Annotated in this window: 13 protein-coding genes, 2 tRNA genes and 1 rRNA gene; 4 read left to right on the top strand and 12 right to left on the bottom strand. The window is 56.5% G+C overall.

The window, feature by feature from the left end; genetic code table 11:
- The first annotated feature begins 29 nt into the window (after positions 1 to 29).
- On the top strand, positions 30 to 383 hold the full coding sequence (ppiC, locus tag SPG90_RS21275) for a peptidylprolyl isomerase PpiC (RefSeq protein WP_322408349.1): 354 nt from the start codon (positions 30 to 32) through the stop codon (positions 381 to 383).
- Between the two features lie 92 nt (positions 384 to 475).
- On the opposite strand, the gene ilvC is transcribed toward ppiC, so the two are convergent.
- Positions 476 to 1,951 (bottom strand): ketol-acid reductoisomerase, encoded by a 1,476-nt coding sequence (ilvC, locus tag SPG90_RS21270; protein ID WP_021242831.1) that lies wholly within the window; start codon positions 1,949 to 1,951, stop codon positions 476 to 478.
- 152 nt (positions 1,952 to 2,103) lie between these two features.
- On the opposite strand from ilvC, the gene ilvY reads away from it, so the two are divergent.
- Positions 2,104 to 2,994: an HTH-type transcriptional activator IlvY gene (ilvY, locus tag SPG90_RS21265; protein WP_126304484.1), complete on the top strand. Its 891-nt coding sequence runs from the start codon at positions 2,104 to 2,106 to the stop codon at positions 2,992 to 2,994.
- Here the strand turns inward: ilvY and ilvA are convergent.
- The 7 genes from ilvA to ilvL form a co-directional block, all read right to left on the bottom strand.
- Complete coding sequence (gene ilvA / locus SPG90_RS21260) at positions 2,991 to 4,535, bottom strand: threonine ammonia-lyase, biosynthetic (RefSeq protein WP_126304482.1); 1,545 nt, start codon at positions 4,533 to 4,535, stop codon at positions 2,991 to 2,993. The genes ilvY and ilvA overlap by 4 nt on opposite strands.
- Positions 4,536 to 4,537: 2 nt before the next feature.
- The gene (gene ilvD / locus SPG90_RS21255) at positions 4,538 to 6,388 is read right to left on the bottom strand and encodes a dihydroxy-acid dehydratase (protein WP_033146918.1); all 1,851 of its coding nucleotides are present in this window, start codon (positions 6,386 to 6,388) and stop codon (positions 4,538 to 4,540) included.
- A 60-nt stretch (positions 6,389 to 6,448) separates the two neighbouring features.
- Positions 6,449 to 7,378, bottom strand: a complete 930-nt coding sequence (gene ilvE, locus SPG90_RS21250) for a branched-chain-amino-acid transaminase (RefSeq protein ID WP_023309654.1) — start codon at positions 7,376 to 7,378, stop codon at positions 6,449 to 6,451.
- 18 nt (positions 7,379 to 7,396) lie between these two features.
- A complete protein-coding gene (ilvM, locus tag SPG90_RS21245) occupies positions 7,397 to 7,660 on the bottom strand; it encodes an acetolactate synthase 2 small subunit (protein ID WP_024907956.1) in 264 nt (87 codons plus the stop codon).
- Positions 7,657 to 9,303: an acetolactate synthase 2 catalytic subunit gene (ilvG, locus tag SPG90_RS21240; protein ID WP_126304480.1), complete on the bottom strand. Its 1,647-nt coding sequence runs from the start codon at positions 9,301 to 9,303 to the stop codon at positions 7,657 to 7,659. The genes ilvM and ilvG overlap by 4 nt, the downstream gene beginning before the upstream one ends.
- A gap of 2 nt (positions 9,304 to 9,305) precedes the next feature.
- The gene (gene ilvX, locus SPG90_RS21235; protein ID WP_166792073.1) at positions 9,306 to 9,356 is read right to left on the bottom strand and encodes a peptide IlvX; all 51 of its coding nucleotides are present in this window, start codon (positions 9,354 to 9,356) and stop codon (positions 9,306 to 9,308) included.
- Between the two features lie 86 nt (positions 9,357 to 9,442).
- Positions 9,443 to 9,541: an ilv operon leader peptide gene (ilvL, locus tag SPG90_RS21230; RefSeq protein WP_001311244.1), complete on the bottom strand. Its 99-nt coding sequence runs from the start codon at positions 9,539 to 9,541 to the stop codon at positions 9,443 to 9,445.
- A gap of 341 nt (positions 9,542 to 9,882) precedes the next feature.
- On the opposite strand from ilvL, the gene SPG90_RS21225 reads away from it, so the two are divergent.
- Positions 9,883 to 11,403, top strand: a complete 1,521-nt coding sequence (locus SPG90_RS21225) for a YifB family Mg chelatase-like AAA ATPase (RefSeq protein WP_023309657.1) — start codon at positions 9,883 to 9,885, stop codon at positions 11,401 to 11,403.
- A gap of 30 nt (positions 11,404 to 11,433) precedes the next feature.
- Here the strand turns inward: SPG90_RS21225 and SPG90_RS21220 are convergent, their stop codons facing one another.
- A complete protein-coding gene (locus SPG90_RS21220) occupies positions 11,434 to 11,772 on the bottom strand; it encodes a DUF413 domain-containing protein (RefSeq protein ID WP_023309658.1) in 339 nt (112 codons plus the stop codon).
- A 118-nt stretch (positions 11,773 to 11,890) separates the two neighbouring features.
- On the opposite strand from SPG90_RS21220, the gene hdfR reads away from it, so the two are divergent.
- On the top strand, positions 11,891 to 12,712 hold the full coding sequence (gene hdfR / locus SPG90_RS21215; RefSeq protein ID WP_023309659.1) for an HTH-type transcriptional regulator HdfR: 822 nt from the start codon (positions 11,891 to 11,893) through the stop codon (positions 12,710 to 12,712).
- 98 nt (positions 12,713 to 12,810) lie between these two features.
- Here hdfR and SPG90_RS21210 read toward each other — a convergent pair.
- The 3 genes from SPG90_RS21210 to rrf all read right to left on the bottom strand — a co-directional run bounded on the left by SPG90_RS21210 (position 12,811) and on the right by rrf (position 13,188).
- A tRNA-Trp gene (locus SPG90_RS21210) sits at positions 12,811 to 12,886 on the bottom strand.
- Positions 12,887 to 12,940: 54 nt separating this feature from the next.
- A tRNA-Asp gene (locus tag SPG90_RS21205) sits at positions 12,941 to 13,017 on the bottom strand.
- 55 nt (positions 13,018 to 13,072) lie between these two features.
- A 5S ribosomal RNA gene (gene rrf, locus SPG90_RS21200) occupies positions 13,073 to 13,188 on the bottom strand.
- Between the last annotated feature and the right edge of the window lie 23 nt (positions 13,189 to 13,211).

The following is a 13,211-nucleotide window of genomic DNA, read 5'->3' as shown; positions in this document are numbered from 1 at the left end:
ATTTATTTCAACCTATTCAAGGCACGATCATGGCAAAAACAGCAGCAGCAGTGCACATCCTCGTTAAAGAAGAGAAACTGGCTTTAGATCTTCTGGAGCAGATTAAAAACGGTGCCGACTTCGGCAAGCTGGCGAAGAAGCACTCTATCTGTCCGTCAGGCAAACGCGGCGGCGATCTGGGTGAGTTCCGTCAGGGCCAGATGGTTCCGGCGTTCGATAAAGTGGTGTTCTCCTGCCCGGTGCTGGAGCCAACCGGCCCGCTGCATACCCNGATGGTTCCGGCGTTCGATAAAGTGGTGTTCTCCTGCCCGGTGCTGGAGCCAACCGGCCCGCTGCATACCCAGTTCGGGTATCACATTATTAAAGTACTGTATCGGAAATAAACAACAAGGCCTTCTCTAAGAGAAGGCCTTTAATGTTTGCACCCTCTCCCTGTGGGAGAGGGGCGGGTGAGGGCATCAGCCCGCCCCTGTTGTTAACCCGCTACCGCAATACGCTTCATATCGGTCATGTAGCCACGCAGTTTGTGGCCCACTTTCTCGATCTGGTGGCTGCGAATCGCTTCGTTAACATCACGCAGCTGCGCGTTATCCACCGCACCTTCCGCAATCGCTTTACCCAGATCGCCCGTCTGCAGAGTGGTCATAAACTCTTTCAGCAGCGGTACGCAGGCGTAAGAGAACAGGTAGTTACCGTATTCTGCGGTATCAGAGATCACCACGTTCATTTCGTACAGACGCTTACGGGCGATGGTGTTCGCGATCAGCGGCAGCTCGTGCAGTGATTCGTAGTACGCAGACTCTTCGATGATACCGGAATCCACCATGGTTTCGAACGCCAGCTCAACGCCTGCTTTCACCATCGCGATCATCAGAACGCCTTTATCGAAGTACTCCTGCTCGCCGATTTTACCTTCATACTGTGGCGCGGTTTCGAACGCGGTTTTACCGGTCTCTTCACGCCAGGTCAGCAGTTTCTTATCATCGTTCGCCCAGTCTGCCATCATGCCGGAAGAGAACTCGCCGGAGATGATGTCGTCCATATGTTTCTGGAACAGCGGCGCCATGATGGTCTTCAGCTGTTCAGACAGCGCGTAAGCACGCAGTTTTGCCGGGTTGGACAGACGGTCCATCATCAGCGTAATACCGCCCTGCTTCAGCGCTTCGGTGATGGTTTCCCAGCCGAACTGGATCAGTTTTTCCGCGTAGGCCGGGTCGGTGCCTTCTTCCACCAGCTTGTCGAAGCACAGCAGAGAACCGGCCTGCAGCATGCCGCACAGAATGGTCTGCTCGCCCATCAGGTCAGATTTCACTTCGGCAACGAAGGACGATTCCAGTACGCCCGCACGGTGGCCGCCGGTCGCCGCTGCCCACGCTTTGGCAATCGCCATGCCTTCGCCTTTCGGATCGTTTTCCGGGTGAACCGCGATCAGGGTCGGCACGCCGAAGCCACGTTTGTACTCTTCACGTACTTCGGTACCCGGACACTTCGGCGCCACCATCACCACGGTGATGTCTTTACGGATCTGCTCGCCCACTTCAACGATGTTGAAGCCGTGGGAGTAACCCAGCGCGGCGCCGTCTTTCATCAGCGGCTGTACGGAACGCACAACGTCAGAGTGCTGCTTGTCCGGGGTCAGGTTAACCACCAGATCCGCCTGCGGGATCAGCTCTTCGTAGGTACCCACTTTGAAGCCGTTTTCGGTCGCTTTACGCCAGGAAGCGCGCTTCTCGGCAATTGCTTCTTTGCGCAGAGCGTAGGAGATATCCAGACCGGAGTCACGCATGTTCAGGCCCTGGTTCAGACCCTGTGCGCCACAGCCGACGATGACCACTTTTTTACCCTGAAGGTAGCTCGCGCCATCGGCAAATTCATCGCGCGCCATGAAGCGGCATTTGCCCAGCTGCGCCAGCTGCTGGCGCAAGTTCAGTGTATTAAAGTAGTTAGCCATGGGTGATACCTCGTGATGTTGTGTGTCTTATTGTTCGGTTCGCGTTTCAGCGAGAATGTACCCACATTACAACAGGAAATTTATTGCGGAAATTGATATATTCACAACGTCATGTTGCAATTTTTGCAATGTAAAAAGAGGGAGTGGAATCGGTGGATTTACGCGATCTGAAAATGTTCCTGCACCTGGCGGAAAGCCGCCATTTTGGCCGCAGCGCCCGGGCGATACACGTTAGCCCCTCCACGCTTTCACGCCAGATCCAGCGGCTTGAGGAAGACCTCGGCCAGCCGCTGTTCGTGCGTGATAACCGCACCGTCACCCTCACGGAAGCGGGTGAAGAGCTGCGCAATTTTGCCCAGCAGACGCTGTTGCAGTACCAGCAGCTGCGGCACTCGATTGACCAGCAGGGGCCGTCACTCTCCGGTGAGCTGCATATTTTCTGCTCCGTGACCGCCGCCTACAGCCATCTGCCGCCCATCCTTGACCGCTTTCGCGCGGCACATCCGTCGGTAGAAATTAAGCTCACCACCGGCGACGCCTCCGACGCAATGGAAAAAGTGGTGACGGGCGAAGCGGATCTCGCCATCGCCGGAAAACCCGAAACCCTGCCGGGCGCGGTAGCGTTCTCGATGCTGGAGAATCTGGCGGTGGTGCTGATTGCCCCGGCGCTGCCCTGCCCGGTGCGTAACCAGGTGTCGGTGGAAAAACCGGACTGGTCGACGGTACCTTTTATCATGGCCGATCAGGGGCCGGTGCGCCGCCGCATCGAGCTGTGGTTCCGCCGTCAGAAAATCAGCAATCCGTCGATTTACGCCACGGTCAGCGGCCACGAGGCGATGGTGTCGATGGTGGCGCTCGGCTGCGGCGTGGCGCTGCTGCCGGAAGTAGTGCTGGAAAACAGCCCCGAACCGGTGCGCAATCGCGTGATGATTCTGGAGCGCAGCGACGAGAAGACGCCGTTTGAGCTTGGCGTGTGCGCACAAAAAAAGCGGCTGCATGAGCCGCTTATTGATGCGTTCTGGCAGATATTGCCGAACCACTAGCCCGCCAGGAAGAACCTGAACGCCGGGTTATGGGTTTCGTCGTGGCACTCATAGCCCAGCTCGTTCAGCCGCGTTTCGAAATCCGGCTCGTGCTCGCCCAGTTCGAACGCCGCCAGCACGCGGCCGTAGTCGGTGCCGTGGCTGCGGTAGTGGAATAGTGAAATATTCCAGTGCGTGCCCAGCGTGTGCAGGAACTTGAGCAGCGCGCCCGGGGATTCCGGAAACTCGAAGCTGAACAGACGTTCCCTGAGCGGCTTTGATGGACGCCCGCCGACCATGTAGCGCACGTGCAGCTTCGCCATCTCATCGTCAGAGAGATCGACCACGCTGTAGCCGCCCTCATGCAGCAGGTTGAGGATCTCTTTGCGCTCCTCCACGCCGCGGCTCAGACGCACGCCGACAAAAATGCAGGCGTCTTTGGCATCGGCAAAACGGTAGTTAAATTCCGTCACCGAACGGCCGCCCAGCAGCTGGCAGAACTTCAGGAAGCTGCCCTTCTCTTCAGGAATCGTCACCGCCAGCAGCGCTTCACGCTGTTCACCCAGCTCGCAGCGCTCGGAAACGTAGCGCAGACCGTGGAAGTTCACGTTCGCACCAGACAGCACGTGCGCCAGACGCTCGCCGCGAATGTTGTGCTGGGCGATGTATTTTTTCATCCCCGCCAGCGCCAGCGCGCCTGACGGTTCCGCCACCGCGCGCACATCTTCGAACAGATCCTTCATCGCCGCGCAGATGGCGTCGCTATCAACCGTGACGATATCGTCGAGATATTCCTGGCACAGGCGGAAGGTTTCGTCCCCAATGCGCTTCACCGCCACGCCCTCGGCAAAAAGCCCGACGCGCGGCAGGTCCACCGGATGACCCGCATCCAGCGCCGCCTTCAGGCAGGCAGAATCTTCCGCTTCAACGGCGATGACTTTGATCTGCGGCATCAGCTGTTTGATCAGCACCGCCACGCCTGCGGCCAGGCCACCGCCGCCCACCGGGACGAAGACGCGGTCGAGATGGGCATCCTGCTGAAGCAGTTCCAGCGCCAGCGTGCCTTGCCCGGCAATCACCATCGGATGGTCGAACGGCGGCACCCAGGTAAAGCCCTGCTGCTGCGCCAGCTCAATCGCTTTGGCTTTGGCTTCGTCAAAGTTGGCACCGTGGAGCAGCACTTCGCCGCCGAAACCGCGCACCGCGTCGACTTTGATATCTGCGGTAGCAACCGGCATCACGATCAGCGCCTTCAGCCCCAGACGAGCAGACGAGAACGCCACGCCCTGGGCGTGGTTGCCCGCCGACGCGGTAATCACGCCGCGCGCTTTCTGCTCGTCAGTCAGGCCGGCCATCATCGCGTAGGCGCCGCGCAGCTTAAAGCTGTGCACCGGCTGACGGTCTTCGCGCTTGACCAGAATGACGTTGTCGAGGCGCGAAGAGAGTTTTTCCATTTTCTGCAGGGGCGTGACCTGCGCGGCTTCATAGACCGGCGCGCGTAGCACCGCTCTCAGATATTCCGCCCCCTCAGGGGCGGCGGATAAGGGTTGCGACTCGGCCATTGTTAGCCCCCAAGTTTCGATTTATCGCGCACCGCGCCTTTATCTGCACTGGTGGCAAGGCTCGCATAGGCGCGCAGGGCGAAGGAGACTTCACGCTGGCGGTCTTTCGGCGTCCAGGCTTTATCGCCGCGGGCCTCCTGCGCTTCACGACGGGCCGCAATTTCCTGGTCGCTCAGCTTCAGCTGAATGCCGCGATTCGGAATGTCGATTTCGATCAGGTCGCCGTCTTCGATGATGGCGATGTTGCCGCCGCTTGCCGCTTCCGGGGAAACGTGGCCGATAGAGAGGCCGGAGGTACCGCCGGAGAAACGTCCGTCGGTGATCAGCGCACACGCTTTACCGAGTCCCATAGATTTCAGGAAGGTGGTTGGGTAGAGCATCTCCTGCATGCCCGGGCCGCCTTTCGGTCCTTCGTAGCGAATAACAACCACGTCGCCTTCCACCACTTTGCCGCCGAGGATGGCATCTACCGCTTCATCCTGGCTTTCGTATACCTTCGCCGGACCGGTGAATTTCAGGATGCTGTCGTCCACGCCTGCGGTTTTCACGATGCAGCCGTTTTCCGCGAAGTTACCGTACAGCACGGCCAGACCGCCGTCTTTGCTGTAGGCATGTTCCAGCGAGCGGATGCAGCCTTCGGCGCGGTCATCGTCCAGCGTATCCCAGCGACAATCCTGCGAGAATGCCTGGGTGGTGCGAATACCCGCTGGACCGGCGCGGAACATCTTTTTCACCGCGTCGTCTTTGGTCAGCATGACGTCGTACTGGTCCAGCGACTCAGGCAGCGTCAGGCCAAGCACGTTTTTCACGTCACGGTTCAGCAGCCCGGCGCGATCCAGCTCGCCGAGAATGCCCAGCACGCCGCCCGCGCGGTGTACGTCTTCCATATGGTACTTCTGGGTGCTCGGCGCGACTTTACACAGCTGCGGGACTTTGCGGGAGAGCTTGTCGATGTCGCTCATGGTGAAGTCGATTTCGGCTTCCTGCGCGGCGGCCAGCAGGTGCAGAACGGTGTTGGTGGAGCCGCCCATGGCGATATCCAGCGTCATCGCGTTCTCAAACGCGGCCTTGCTGGCGATGTTGCGCGGCAGCGCGCTGGCGTCGTCCTGCTCGTAGTAGCGTTTGGTCAGCTCAACGATGCGCTTACCGGCGTTGAGGAACAGCTGCTTACGGTCGGCGTGGGTCGCCAGCAGCGAGCCGTTGCCCGGCTGAGAAAGACCCAGCGCTTCGGTCAGGCAGTTCATGGAGTTGGCGGTGAACATACCGGAACAGGAGCCGCAGGTCGGACACGCAGAGCGTTCCACCTGGTCGCTCTGCTCGTCAGAGACTTTCGGGTCCGCGCCCTGGATCATCGCATCAACCAGGTCGAGCTTGATGATTTTGTCGGAGAGCTTGGTTTTCCCCGCTTCCATCGGGCCGCCGGAGACGAAGATCACCGGAATGTTCAGGCGCAGAGAGGCCATCAGCATCCCCGGGGTGATTTTGTCGCAGTTGGAGATGCAGACCATCGCATCGGCGCAGTGGGCGTTCACCATGTACTCTACGGAGTCGGCGATCAGCTCGCGCGACGGCAGTGAATAGAGCATGCCCCCGTGCCCCATCGCGATACCGTCATCCACCGCAATGGTGTTGAACTCTTTCGCCACGCCGCCGGAGGCTTCGATTTGCTCGGCAACCAGCTTACCGAGATCGCGCAGGTGCACGTGGCCCGGTACAAACTGGGTGAAGGAGTTCACCACGGCAATAATCGGCTTGCCGAAATCGGCGTCGGTCATTCCGGTGGCGCGCCACAGCGCGCGGGCTCCCGCCATATTACGGCCGTGGGTGGTGGTGGCTGAACGATACTTAGGCATGCTTTATTGACTCCCGTCTGACTATTTAATGGGACGGTGCGTGCCGTCCCAAATTTATGCTTAGTGATTAACCTGATCCAACCAGCCGTATTTATCTTCTGTTTCGCCGGTGAAGAGGCCAAAGAACGCTTGCTGAATACGTTTGGTGACCGGACCACAGCGGCCTTCGCCCACCTGGATACCGTCCACGCTGCGTACCGGCGTGATTTCAGCCGCCGTGCCGGACATAAACACTTCATCTGCCAGATACAGGGATTCGCGGGACAGTACCTGCTCGCGTACTTCGATACCCAGATCTTTCGCCAGCTTGATGATGGCGTCACGGGTGATGCCCGGCAGCGCGGACGAGGTGAATGGCGGCGTGAACAAAATGCCGTCTTTCACTTCAAACAGGTTTTCACCCGCACCTTCAGAGATGTAGCCATTTACGTCGAGGGCGATACCTTCCTGATAGCCGTGGCGGCGCGCTTCGCTACCGACCAGCAATGAGGAGAGATAGTTCCCGCCTGCTTTCGCGGCGGTCGGGATAGTGTTTGGCGCAACGCGGTTCCAGGAAGAGACCATTGCGTCGATCCCCTGCTCCAGGGCTTCTGCACCCAGGTAAGCACCCCACGGGAACGCGGCAATGATCACATCTGTGGTATAGCCGGCTGGCGGGTTCACGCCCATACCGACGTCACCCACGAAGACCAGCGGACGGATATAGGCGCTGGTCAGGTTGTTTTTACGGATCACGTCGCGGCAGGCTTCCATCAGCTCATCAACGCTTTGTGAAACCGGAAAACGATAAATTTTGGCTGAGTCATGCAGACGCTGCATGTGTTCGCGATGGCGGAACACCACTGGCCCTTTGTGAGAATCGTAGCAGCGGATGCCTTCAAATACGGAGGTACCGTAGTGCAGCGCGTGGGACATCACGTGGACCTTCGCGTCCTCCCAGCGAACCATCTCACCGTTGAACCAAATGTAATCAGCTTTTTTTGTCGTCATTTTTTCGTCCTGTCACGCTTAAGCGCGGATTTGTTGTGATGTGGTTGTGCTCTGGCAGATGGCAACATGGGCAACGTCTACCAGCTTTGATAACTGACTAAACAGTAAGTCGACCGACCGCGGGCTGGCAACGGTTAATTCGATACTGATATTCCGGGCGTCAGTGGCCGTCTCCATATTCATAGAGCAAATCTGAAAACCACGATGACGCACCACACGCAAAACGCGTTCTAAGGTTTCCGGGTTGAAGCGAGCCTGTACGGCGACCTGATGCTGCATCATGATAATTTCTCCATCATTTGTGAGTTACTGGCACCAGGCGGTACCAACGGCCAGACGTTCTCGAGTTCGTCGATTGAGACATGAAGCAGGTAAGGCCCATCGCTGTTCAGCATGGTGTCGAGCGCCGCTTCAACCTGATCTTTACGGGTGATGTGCTGACCAGGGATGCCAAAGGCGCTGGCCAGGGTGAGGAAATCGGGGTTATCGGTGAGAGTCGTTTCGCTGTAACGCTCCTGGAAGAACAGCTGTTGCCACTGGCGAACCATCCCTAAACGCTGGTTATCAAGCAACACGATCTTCAGCGGTAACTGCTTGCGCTTAACGGTGCCGAGCTCCTGAACGTTCATCATGAAGGAGCCGTCACCGGAGATACAGATAACGGTATCGTTCGGGCGGGCAACCTGCGCGCCAACGGCTGCCGGCAGACCGAAGCCCATGGTACCCAAGCCGCTGGAGGTGATGAAGTTTTCCGGACGGGTGTAGGTCATGTGCTGCGCGGACCACATCTGGTGCTGGCCTACGTCGGTGGTGACGACGCTGTCAGCCGGTTTACGGTCGGACAACTGCTTCAACAGCAGCGGCGCGTAGATGGCCTCGCCGGGGTGGTCGTAACGCCAGGCATGCTCGGCGCGCATATCAGCGGTGTGCTGACGCCATGCGTTGATATCCAGCGGCTGCTGCAATGCCGGTAACAGCGCGTTGAGATCGCCCTGCAAGGCGACATGCGCCTGACGCAGTTTGTTCATCTCTGCCGGGTCGATATCCATATGGATGACTTTGGCGTTCGGCGCAAAGGTATTCAGCTTGCCGGTGACGCGGTCGTCAAAACGGGCACCTACGGCGATGAGCAGATCGCACTCCTGCACCGCCAGGTTTGCCGCTTTGGTGCCGTGCATCCCCAGCATGCCCAGATAGTAGGGGTAATCCGCGTCGACTGCACCGAGACCTTTCAACGTGCAGGTCGCTGGCATCTGCGTTGTTGCGATAAATTCGCGCAGGGCAGGAACGGCCTGTGCCATGCCGACGCCACCGCCGACGTACAGCATTGGCTGTTTCGCCTTGGCCAGCATCTGACGGGCCTCTTCAACTTCCGCTTCCGGAAAGGCATCGTCGCTTTCAACGGTAGAGAAGTGCGGTTCCAGTTCGCCGAGTGCCACCTGGATATCTTTCGGGATATCGACCAGTACCGGACCAGGACGACCTGAGTTTGCCACGTCGAACGCTTCTGCCATTACGCGCGGCAGCTCTTCCAGAGACTGGACGAGGAAGCTGTGTTTGGTGCAGGCCAGCGATAAACCGAGGACGTCGACTTCCTGAAAAGCATCGGTACCGATGAACGGAGACGCCACCTGCCCGGTGATGGCGACAACGGGAACGGAATCCAGCAGCGCGTCAGCCAGGCCGGTGATCAGGTTCGTTGCGCCCGGGCCTGAAGTCGCCATACACACGCCGGTTTTACCGGTCGCGCGGGCATAACCCATGGCTGCCATCGCTGCGCCCTGCTCGTGTCGGCACAAGAGATGTTCCACGCCGCCGTCATACAGTGCATCGTAAATCGGCATAATTGCGCCACCCGGATAACCGAATACGGTTTCGACTCCCTGCGCGCGCAACGCATGTACTACCCACTGTGCCCCATTCATAGTTAGTTCCCCGTCATAAATCGGGAGAAACAGAATTTTGTGCTAGTCGTCATTCTCTGCTCCTCATTTACGTTTTTTAGTCATAAAAAAACCCCCGGACCTTTCGGTGCGGGGGTCTTAGTTCGTTAAGGCTTGATTTCTAAGCCTTTCCTCGTCCAAGTGCAGCCCCGCACGGTGGGATAATAATCACCACCACGCTAATCACGACCAGGCTAATCACTCGTAGAAGGGCTGTCATTTTCAGTTCTTTTTGCATCTTGTTCGAAGGAATACCTAAAGAGTTATCACAGTTTTTAAATCAAACACAAGATTTATTTATGACGAATTTGATTAGGTAGCGAATCATATTTCTAAAAACCGTTGTTTTATATACGGAAATTAGAAAATGAATATTTTTCATTTTTTCACTGCGGTTCTTACCGTCAAAACGGGGCTTTTTACATTCTGCGAGGAGGTTTCCACGGTTATGCAAGGGTATCAGTGTGCGCTTAAAATCTCTGAATGAGCGGCGTAAATTCGCAAAATGATGCTAAACAGACAAAACCGGCGCTGGCATAGTCACACCAGGAGGTAGTGCAAATGTCACTGTCAGTTGTTTATACGCGTGCGGCTCTCGGGGTAAAGGCACCGCTTATTTCCGTCGAGGTTCATTTGAGTAATGGGCTGCCAGGACTCACGCTTGTCGGGCTACCGGAAACGACGGTTAAAGAGGCGAGGGATCGCGTTCGCAGCGCAATAATAAATAGCGGTTATACCTTCCCCGCGAAGAAGATCACCATCAACCTTGCCCCCGCCGATCTGCCTAAAGAGGGGGGACGATACGATTTACCTATCGCAATTGCCCTTCTCGCGGCTTCTGAGCAGCTTAATACGACACGGCTAGGCTCGTATGAGTTCGTTGGCGAACTCGCGCTCACAGGCGCGTTAAGAGGCGTTCCAGGTGCGATATCGGGAGCCCTGGAAGCCATACGAGCAGGGCGGCAAATCATTGTCGCTAATGAAAACGCATCAGAAGTGAGTCTTATCGCCGAGAAGGGGTGTCTCATCGCAGGGCATTTACAGGAAGTTTGTGCCTGGCTGGAAGGGCGTCATGAACTGTCCGAGCCGGAGGAGTGTGATGATGCTATAGCGGATGCACCAGAGGATCTCAGCGAGATTATGGGGCAGGAGCAAGGGAAACGGGCGCTGGAGATTACGGCTGCAGGTGGACACAATCTTCTGTTAATTGGCCCGCCGGGTACGGGTAAAACCATGCTGGCAAGCAGGTTGAGTGGGTTACTTCCACCGCTCAATAATCATGAAGCGCTGGAAAGTGCCGCCATATATAGCCTTATCAGTTCGACGTCGTTGCAAAAACAGTGGCGCCGTCGTCCTTTTCGTTCCCCGCATCATAGCGCTTCACTGACGGCAATGGTCGGCGGCGGGGCGATTCCGGGGCCGGGAGAGATCTCGCTGGCACACAATGGCATTCTGTTTCTTGATGAGCTGCCTGAGTTTGAGCGCCGAGTGCTGGATGCGCTGAGGGAGCCCATTGAATCCGGTGAGATACATATCTCACGCACGCGAGCCAAAATAAGCTATCCCGCGCAGTTTCAGCTGGTCGCGGCGATGAATCCCAGCCCGACGGGCCACTACCAGGGAAACCATAACCGCTGTACGCCGGAGCAGACGTTGCGCTATCTGGGTAAGTTATCCGGCCCGTTCCTCGACCGTTTCGATTTATCCCTCGAAATTCCCCTTCCCCCGCCGGGTCTGCTCAGGCAAACGGGCATAACGGGTGAAAGCTCAGCGGAGGTACGCGAACGGGTGATTGCAGCCCAGACGCGGCAGTACGCTCGTCAGAACAGGCTGAATGCACGGCTGGATAATGCCGGGATCCGGCAGTTTTGTTCACTTAACGTTGAGGATGCGGGATGGCTGGAGGAGACGTTGACGCGGTTCGGACTGTCCATACGTGCGTGGCAGCGTTTGCTGAAGGTGGCCAGAACTATTGCTGACGTGGAGGGGTGCACTGACATTGAGAGGAAACATTTGCAGGAGGCGCTGAGCTACCGCGCTATCGATCGTTTGCTGCTGCATTTGCAGAAATTGCTGGCATAAAAAAAGGGGCCGTAGCCCCTTCTCTTTATTTTAGTCATCAGACTCGGTGTAGTCTTCTGCACCTTCCATCTGCGGCTTACCGCCAGACAGCGTATGGAAGCGCTTAGGACGCTTAATGCGCGCCATGTACTTGATCCATACGCGTTCCGCTTCAGACTCCGGCTCACGCTCACCACGGCAAACAGAAACAAACTGTTTTTCGTCTTCGGTTGCAGGTTCACGCTTACCCAGATCCAGCTCGTTAAAGGCATAACCATGGCGCTCAAGCAGTTGAGCTTCTTTGATGGTGAAATCGCCGTGACGAGAGAACCCGCGCGGATAATGTTTATTGTCGAAAAAACGATTAGTCGTCGTAAAGCTTTCCGCCATCCTACACGCTCCTAATTCTTTGGCCGAGCTATTTATGGCGCGGAGTATTAGTTACGCTTGACAGAGTGTAAAACAAAACATTTAAATCATAACGACAAATAATTTTGCGGAGAAAGATGTGGATACGGAATTGCTTAAAACTTTCCTTGAAGTGAGCAGAACACGCCACTTTGGGCGAGCAGCTGAAGCCCTTTACCTGACGCAGTCAGCAGTCAGTTTTCGTATTCGACAGCTGGAAAATCAACTGGGTGTGAATCTTTTTACCCGCCATCGCAACAATATTCGCTTAACGCCTGCCGGTGAGAAACTGCTGCCGTATGCAGAAACGCTGATGAATACCTGGCAGGCGGCACGTAAAGAGGTAGCACATACTTCGAGGCATAATGAGTTCTCGATAGGAGCCAGCGCTTCTCTGTGGGAATGCATGCTAAGTCAGTGGCTTACCCGGCTGTATCATTCACACGGCCATCTGCAATTTGAAGCCAGAATTGCACAGCGGCAGTCGCTGGTTAAGCAACTTCATGAGCGCCAGCTTGATCTTCTGATCACAACCGAAGCCCCCAAGATGGACGAATTTAGCAGCCAGATTGTGGGCCAGTTTGGCCTGGCACTTTATGCGTCTGAACCTTCGATGATGAAGGCAGACCTGACCTATTTACGCCTGGAATGGGGGCCGGATTTTCAGCAGCACGAGACGGGACTGATTGCACCTGATGATGTTCCGCAGTTAACGACCAGCTCGGCAGAGATCGCCTGTCAGCAGCTGCCCCTGCTGAAAGGTTGTACCTGGTTACCTGTTCGCTGGGCAGACACTAAAGCAGGGCTGCACACCGTGATGGATTCCACCACGCTTACCAGGCCGCTGTATGCAATTTGGCTGCAAAACAGTGATAAGCAATCACAGATAAAAGATCTGTTAAAAATCAATGTAATGGATTGATGCATCAGCCAGCAGGGATGCTGGCTGAAAATTAAGAAGAGAGTTTTCTGCAATGTTTCAGGAAAAAAAAATCCTTTGCCGAAGCAAAGGATTCTATATGGCAGGGGCGGAGAGACTCGAACTCGCGACACCCGGTTTTGGAGACCGGTGCTCTACCAACTGAGCTACGCCCCTAAAGTTTTTTTGCCATTAAGCCTGCCAACAAGGCAGGCTTAATGTCTTAATAAGTGGCGGAACGGACGGGACTCGAACCCGCGACCCCCTGCGTGACAGGCAGGTATTCTAACCGACTGAACTACCGCTCCACCGAAGACTGCTGTAACCACCGGATTTATGCACCGGCTTACTACTTAATTTGATGCCTGGCAGTTCCCTACTCTCGCATGGGGAGACCCCACACTACCATCGGCGCTACGGCGTTTCACTTCTGAGTTCGGCATGGGGTCAGGTGGGACCACCGCGCTAAAGCCGCCAGGCAAATTCTGTTAAATCTGTATCA

Origin of the sequence: Enterobacter sp. D2, assembly GCF_034427575.1 — a bacterium.
In the GTDB taxonomy this organism is placed as follows: domain Bacteria; phylum Pseudomonadota; class Gammaproteobacteria; order Enterobacterales; family Enterobacteriaceae; genus Enterobacter; species Enterobacter cloacae_M.
Note: the sequence above shows the minus strand (reverse complement) of the source record. Positions and strands in the feature narration are given on the sequence as shown.